1 protein-coding gene is annotated in these 1,437 nt (G+C 31.3%); it reads right to left on the bottom strand.

Annotated elements, in window-relative coordinates; all coding sequences use genetic code 11:
• Nucleotides 1–97: 97 nt before the first annotated feature.
• A partial coding sequence (locus tag BLW21_RS20985) for a type 2 lanthipeptide synthetase LanM (RefSeq protein WP_139255382.1) occupies nucleotides 98–1,437 on the bottom strand: 1,340 nt, incomplete at its 5' end.

Raw genomic sequence — 1,437 nt, forward strand, 5'->3', positions numbered from 1 at the left:
TTACCAGCCAGGACGCGTTGGGCTGGTTCAACCATTGGGGCGCTACCACACGCAAGAGGCGCAGTGAAATGAGCGGGGTAAATCGTTCGCGAAACCGCTATAAGTTGGTCCAATGAATAATATGCTCTATTTGCTTTTCTTTATGTTCGACTGTAAGTGAATCTATCCGGTGATGCATGTTTTCAAGACAATTATATGCAAACACCTTTATAAGATCTTTGTCTTCTAAGAAATCATCTGAACTATTGAGATTGAAAATGGGAATATCGCCATTGAGCATTTGCTTTACTTCAAAATCAAGTATAAATTGATATTTTTCTCTATTTTCTCCTTTGAAAGCCTTTGATAGCAAATCGTAGACCTTAGAGCAGTATACCTCATAGCTTGACATGTAAGATGCTGATCTCATATATTTTAGAATTTTAAAATATATGAATGTTGGTCTCCAAACATAACGCACTTCATCATTTACAAATAAATTAAGCGGAGAATTTTTTGATCTTAATTCCTCTTTTGAATTTAAAAATAAATCGTACGTTATAGAAAATCCATCAATAAAACAGTCACTATAATCATTTACAAAGTGACGTTTACCCTCAAATACAGGAATATTTTTATCTGCTATTTTTCTCGTAACAAGCTGACTAATAATTTTTGAATCTATAGTATTTGGATTTATAACTTTCCTTTCTACGGCTGTGACTTCAACATGCCCTCTAACCCCGTACCCTACATTATCTAATGGTGCTCCTGTATCTTTATTTACGATCAAAACACTTTCTAAGACTGAAAATGGAGATATCTTAAATCGATCATCCCATGTAACAAATGATTTATCATCAAAAACTGGTTGGATAATAGTTTCATGATCTATTATAACAGGATTTTTACCTGATGCAATTACATTTTCATGATGACAATCTTTGCTGCCTAAAAGTAAAATGACAGCTAATAACACCCCTGCTTTGCGATAGTATTCTTCTAAATCTTTTTTGGTATGAACTGATTCATTATTCACAAATTCTATCCAACCATAATTATTACGATTCAATATCTTAAATGTTTTTAAATCTATATTTATTCTGTTATTTACCCAAGCAATGAATGAGTTGTATGAATTTGTTATTTCAATATTCCTCGGTTTATATATTAACTTTGTTCCATCTGACAAATATACGGAGGAAGTACTTTCGCCATTGTGTCCATCACCGAGACACACATCAATATCTACGATATTGACATTTTTTATATTGAATGTATATTCTATATTTTTAATATCTTCATTAAAAAGTTTAATAATTTTGCTAATATGATTAAAAAAGTCATGGGACTTTGTTCTAAGTTTTTGGTCTAAAACAGGATAGTCTTTTGGTATAGATAAAATCATTTTATTCGTAAATTCATCGAAATCAATGTTCCCATTTTTAATAAATTCGT

Source organism: Hymenobacter psychrophilus, assembly GCF_900107135.1.
Lineage (GTDB): Bacteria > Bacteroidota > Bacteroidia > Cytophagales > Hymenobacteraceae > Hymenobacter > Hymenobacter psychrophilus.